A 5,784-nucleotide genomic window follows, 5' to 3' on the forward strand; every position below is an offset into this window, starting at 1 on the left:
CGGCGAGAGTGCCGAGATCACCTTCACTCCGCTGAAAAACGGTGAGCCAGGTGGCCTGCTCGTGGAAATCAAGATCGGTGACGTCGTACTCACGGGCGGCGGATGAGAAGTCCCTCCCCGGCTTCCTGACGACCTTACCGACCAGACCAGACCAGACCAGCAGCGTGGAGACGTTTCAATGAAACCGACACGAACCTTGAACACGGCAATGATCGTCCTGGGCGTCGTCCTAGTGACCACCGCCGGGATGTGCAACGCCGCCACACCTTCCAAGCCTCTAAGCGACAAACACAGCGTCAGCGCGCGCCCCGACATCAGCGGCACCTGGGAAAGAACCCCGGACGACTGGTTCGGCGAGGATCCGGACAACCCGGTGCACCCGGGCGGACCGATGGACCTGAAGGCGCCCTATGCCGACGAATACGTCGCGCTCAAGAAGAAACAAGACGCAGCGAACGAGGCCGGAACGCCACTGGCCACAACAAGTTCCAGATGCCTGCCCGAGGGAATGCCAACATTGATGGCGGCGCTTTTTCCGATCCAGATCATTCACGACGACAAGCAAGTGGTCGTCCTCGGTGAATATCTCCAGCAGGTCCGCCGGATCATCCTGAACGAAGCGATGCCAGCAAAGGAGACGCTGGACCCTGTCTACCAGGGCCATTCACGCGGCCATTGGGAAGGCGACACGCTCGTCGTGGAAACACAAGGCGTGCGAACGGACGTGAGCTTCTACGACGTTCCGCACAGTAAGGATATGAAGATCACCGAACGCATCAAACTACGGTCGCCGGATCGCTTGGAGAACCAGGTCGTGATCGAGGATCCGCAGGTGCTCAACACCCCCTATCGCTTCACGTTCGACTACAAGCGGTCCAGTTACGCCATTCAAGAGTATGTCTGCGAGAACAACCATATCGTGATCGACAGCGAGGGCAAGGCGTCCCTCAGCCTCGAGTGAAGCCCCCATCAATAACCACCTGGAGCTGATCGGATGGAACGACTGACAACCCTCAGCCTGCTGCGGCCGACGCTGATAAGCGCCCTGCTGTCGCTGCTCCTCTCGTCGAACACGTTCGCAGAAGTGCCCCGAATGCCCACGGCCATCCCTGTGCCACCTTCCGGCAAGCCACCGCTCTCATCGGCCAAACGCCCGGGCACCGAATACAGCGACCTCGACAAATACGGCTACATCGAGGAGGAGTTTTACCTGCAAGGCGTCGCCCCGGCCATTACCGCCTCGGGCAAAACCCTGTTGGAGGCGCCTTACACCACACGCATTCTGGTGCGCAAACCGGCTGACCCCGCACGCTTCAATGGCACGGTCGTGATCGAGCCGTTCAGCTGGTTCGGCGAGCGCGCCGCGGGATGGATCCTGACCCGCGACTATTTGCTACGTCGCGGCTATGCGTACGTCGGGTACACGCTGAATGTGAACAAGCCGCCAGTCGATCCCAAGTTCATCTCGGACACCCCGGCGGCCGAGGCCGATCAGATTGCTCAGTACGGACGGATCGTAAACTTCGAGTTCATGCGCCGCTTCGACTTTGCACGCTACGCGCCGCTGGGCACCTATTACGACCCACAACACTTCACCCGCGGCGAAGGTCCCGATCCGTTCGCTCCACAGTCCCAGGGCATAGGGGCGCAACTGGCGTTGTTGCTAAAAACCAAAACGGCACAAAGCCCGTTGGCAGGCCTCGACGTGCAACGTGTCTATGTCAATAGCTGGGCCGTGACCGCGCAAGTCTGGATGGACTACCTCGACCAGGGCCGGCACCAGCAATGGCGTATGCCCGACGCAAGGCCGCTGATCGATGCCTACATGACCGGCCGTATGGCCTACGGAGAGGTGGGCGGCGACGTCATCCGGCTGCCGCGCCAGACGCCCGACGGCGTGCCATTCGTGACGGTCTACAGCCAGTCCGAACTGATGCATGACGTGATCGAAGGCATCAACCTGCCGCCGGACACCGACAGCCCGCAGGTTCGCTACTACGAAGTGACCGGCATGCCGCACCTGCGGCTGGCCGACCTCGGTACGGAGCATACCGAACTCTTCGCTGCCGACGTCGGCAAGGGTGACGACCCACGGTGCCGGACGCTGTACGACGAACCGGCGGAGCTGGTTGTCTCCTCGCTTCTGGATCGCATGGACCAATGGGTACGTAACGGCAAACCCATGCCGAAGGCGCCGCGGGTCGCCCGCGATGGCAAGACCGCCGCGCGCGATCCCGCTACCGGCAACTTGCAAGGGGGCGTACGCCCGCCGTGGATCCAGGTGCCCAGTGCGACCTACCTCACTGACCAGGAGACCGGTTGCGGCCTGATCTACGACACCAAGGTGCCTTACTCCAAGGAAGTGCTTGGCCAGCGTTATGGAAGCTTCAGCAACTACGAACAGAGATTCGAAGACGCCAAAGCCCTTTCGATCAATGAAGGCTACCTACTGCCAGAAGATGCGGCGGGTTTGCATCCGATCGCAACACCTCAAGACTTCTAACCCCATGTGGAAGAAAAGCAGATGACATCAGAATTCATCATCGCCTGGATCTACGCGTCGCCGTTGAGCACGGCCATCAGGGACATGCTCTGGATCATACCCACTGTCCAGAGCGTGCATATCATGGCCATCGCAGTGATCTTCGGCGCCGCCGTCATCTCCGACCTGCGGCTGGCCGGCGTGCTCGCCACGGATGAGCCCGTGCGTGGCGTGGTTCGCCGTTACTACCCGTGGATGCGCAGCGCGCTTTTCGCCCTGCTCGCCACGGGGTTGCTCATGATCATTGGCGAGCCAGACCGCGTGCTCGTCAACACGACGTTCTGGCTGAAGATGGCCCTGGTCATAAGTGTGTTCACACTGGCATGGCGGCTCCGGCGTCCCTTCCTACGCCCCGCTGCCCCTGCACAAAGCGATGGTGAGACCCGTCCCGTCAAGATGCTTGCCTGGCTGTTGATCGCCTTGTGGTGCGTCGTGATCATCTGCGGCCGCTGGATCGCCTACTGATCCAAGCGTTTTCAACGAAAGCTCTCAGGTATTCGCCATGGACATTCAATCAATACTGCAAGCCCTCGAGGACACCTCTGTCGCCACTCTGGTTCGAGAGTCGGGCTCCGCTTTTCCAGCCCTTGAATCGGTGCATGTGATCGGCATTGCCCTTGTGTTCGGGACCATCGCCGTCGTCGATTTGCGGCTGCTTGGCATTGCCTCCCATCGCCGCAGCACGCTACGGCTGATACAAGACCTGCTGCCGCTCACCTGGGTCGCTTTCGTGGCTTGCGTGATCACCGGCCTGCTCATGTTCGTCGCCAATGCCACGACCTATGCCCAGAACACCGCATTCTTATGCAAGATGGGTGTGTTAATGCTGGCGGGGCTCAACATGGGGGTATTCCATTTGGGCGTCTTTCGCCGCATTGCCGAATGGGACACGACGCTACTGCCTCCCAGCCAGGCGCGTGTCGCGGGGTTCAGTTCGTTGGCATTGTGGGCGGGCGTGATATTCCTCGGCCGCTGGATCGCGTTTCTCTGATGGCTCTCCTATCGCCACGTTGGCGTCGCGCCCCCGGTGCAAGTGTGCCAAGCGATCACGCAAATAGCGCAATCAAGATCGTGCACCCGGTCTCTGGCCGGTGGGAATCGCTGGCACTGTTGCTAGCAGCCTTGGCCGTCATTGCGAGCGTGGCAGGCTATCTGATGCTGCGACCGCAAAAAGCCGGCCCACCGATCCCCTTGAGCTGGCAGGTGCGCTCCTTCGATGGCCTGGGTCCGGTCGATCAGGCCATCCACAGCGCGCTGCTGCCTGCCGGTGAAGAAATCATCTGGTTCAACAACGATACCGGCGGCTGGATCACGCTGGAGCGTGCCCAGAAAATTTTGCTGCCGCCCTTCTACCGTGACGCCTTCTGGAAGACCAATGGCGAGGTGCACTGGCAATTGATTCTGCCCGGCACCCACCAGCCGCATGCCGCTTCCGGCGACGTGCACGCCGACGCGCCTATCACGCCGCCGGACCAGACCGCCAACAAGGTGTCGCAAGCCACCCAGGGCCAGGGCGCTACGGTCTATTACGGCTCCGCCGGCCGCGCGCCGGGCCAGAGCGCCTACCTGCTCGTCATCGGTCACGCGCATGCCGGTGTCATGTGGGCCAACCAAGCGACGATCTGGATCCACCGCAACCCGAACGCGCCCTACCCTGGAATCGTCAAGCCCGAGTCGCTGGTCGGCGATGGCTGGCGCCAGATCATCCCTTACAACGGTGCCAGCGAAGTCGAACGCGTAAAAGGAACTCAGCCATGACCGTTTCTACGAAACACCACGCACTGTGGCGCCGTTGCATCGCGCTATTGTTGCTGATACCCGCCATCGCACTCGCGGGCACCACACCCTCATCAGGCAAGAAACTTAAAATCGGCGTCACGCTGCATCCCTACTACAGCTTCCTGGCAAATATCGTTGGAGACCGGGCGGAGGTGGTTGCGCTCATCCCGGCGGAGGCGAATCCGCACAACTACCAGCCGCAGCCCGATGACATCACCCGCGCGATGAATATCGATGTTCTGGTCGTCAACGGCATCGGACACGATGAATGGGCCTTTCAGATCATCAAGGCCGCCGGCCGCGGGGCGAACCTGCCGATTATCCAGGCCAATGCCTCGGTTGCCCTTATTCCCGTCGGTGGCGACCAGGGCGGCGCCAAAGTGGTCAATCCGCATACCTTCGTATCCACCACGGCAGTGATACAACAGGTCTTCGAGATCACTCGCCGGCTGGGCGAACTGGACCCTGACAACGCTGCCGCGTATCGACAAAACGCCCTGGCCTATGCCGCGCGTATCCGCGAGCTAAGGGCCGGCTTCATGACCCGCTTCGCCGCACTGGATTTGTCTTCGTTCCGGTGCGCGACAACACACGCCGGTTACGACTACATGATGCAGGAGTTCGGCCTGTTCGTGAGCGCCGTGATCGAGCCGCGTCACGGCGCCGCGCCGACGGCGCGCCAGTTGGCCAACACCATCGACGCGATCAAGAAGGCCAATGTACGTGTGCTGTTCGCCGAGAAGAATTTCTCCCTCGACCTCGCCAAGCCTATCGAGGCAGCCACCGGCGTGAAAGTTTTTGCGCTGTCTCACATCACTGGCAATACCTACAGCCCGGACGAATTCGAGGTAGCGATGCGCGAAAACCTCGAAACCTTGGCCGAAGCCGTCGAGTTTACCCAGCGATGAACGCAATGAAGGAGGAACAATCAAAGCGCGGCCCCGCCATAGTGTTCGACAACGTCTCCCTGCAATTGGGAGGCATGCAAGTGCTCGATAAGGTGAGCTTCCGGGTAGAAGCCGGTGCGCTGCACTGCCTGGTAGGGCCGAACGGCGGCGGCAAGACTTCACTGGTGCGCGCACTGCTGGGCCAGATGCCGCATTCGGGGACGGTCCGGTTCGAGGGCGAGGTCACGACACCCATGGGGTATGTCCCGCAATTGCCGGACTTCGACCGCAACGTGCCGATGACGGTCAACGACATCATGGCCCTTCTCGGCCAACGCAGGCCGGCCTTCCTGGGCTCAAGCCGATCCGCCAAGGCGGCCCATGCCCAAGCACTGGAACGTACCGGCGTCGCCGGAATAGGCGCAAAACCGTTTGGCAGCCTGTCCGGTGGCCAGCGTCAGCGAGTGCTGCTGGCTCAGGCGATGAGCCCGGCGCCCTGGCTGCTGATCCTCGACGACCCGACCGCAGGCATCGACGAACCGGGTGTGCGACTGGTGGAGGCGCTGGTGGCCGAGC

The 5,784-nt window shown here is 61.5% G+C and carries 7 protein-coding genes; all 7 read left to right on the forward strand.

Annotated elements, in window-relative coordinates; genetic code table 11:
- The first annotated feature begins 178 nt into the window (after positions 1–178).
- Positions 179–961 (forward strand): hypothetical protein, encoded by a 783-nt coding sequence (locus ABZF37_RS13240; RefSeq protein ID WP_372720692.1) that lies wholly within the window; start codon positions 179–181, stop codon positions 959–961.
- A 33-nt stretch (positions 962–994) separates the two neighbouring features.
- Positions 995–2,503: an alpha/beta hydrolase domain-containing protein gene (locus ABZF37_RS13245; RefSeq protein WP_372720694.1), complete on the forward strand. Its 1,509-nt coding sequence runs from the start codon at positions 995–997 to the stop codon at positions 2,501–2,503.
- Between the two features lie 21 nt (positions 2,504–2,524).
- Positions 2,525–3,007, forward strand: a complete 483-nt coding sequence (locus tag ABZF37_RS13250; protein WP_372720696.1) for a DUF6644 family protein — start codon at positions 2,525–2,527, stop codon at positions 3,005–3,007.
- Between the two features lie 37 nt (positions 3,008–3,044).
- Positions 3,045–3,533 (forward strand): DUF6644 family protein, encoded by a 489-nt coding sequence (locus ABZF37_RS13255; protein ID WP_372720698.1) that lies wholly within the window; start codon positions 3,045–3,047, stop codon positions 3,531–3,533.
- Complete coding sequence (locus ABZF37_RS13260) at positions 3,533–4,300, forward strand: DUF6162 family protein (protein WP_372720704.1); 768 nt, start codon at positions 3,533–3,535, stop codon at positions 4,298–4,300. The genes ABZF37_RS13255 and ABZF37_RS13260 overlap by 1 nt, the downstream gene beginning before the upstream one ends.
- A complete protein-coding gene (locus tag ABZF37_RS13265; protein ID WP_372720700.1) occupies positions 4,297–5,229 on the forward strand; it encodes a metal ABC transporter solute-binding protein, Zn/Mn family in 933 nt (310 codons plus the stop codon). Before ABZF37_RS13260 ends, ABZF37_RS13265 begins: the two co-directional genes overlap by 4 nt.
- A 5-nt stretch (positions 5,230–5,234) precedes the next feature.
- Positions 5,235–5,784: metal ABC transporter ATP-binding protein (locus ABZF37_RS13270; RefSeq protein WP_372720702.1), on the forward strand; the 550-nt coding region annotated here is incomplete at its 3' end.

Source organism: Immundisolibacter sp., assembly GCF_041601295.1.
Taxonomy (GTDB): Bacteria; Pseudomonadota; Gammaproteobacteria; order Immundisolibacterales; family Immundisolibacteraceae; genus Immundisolibacter.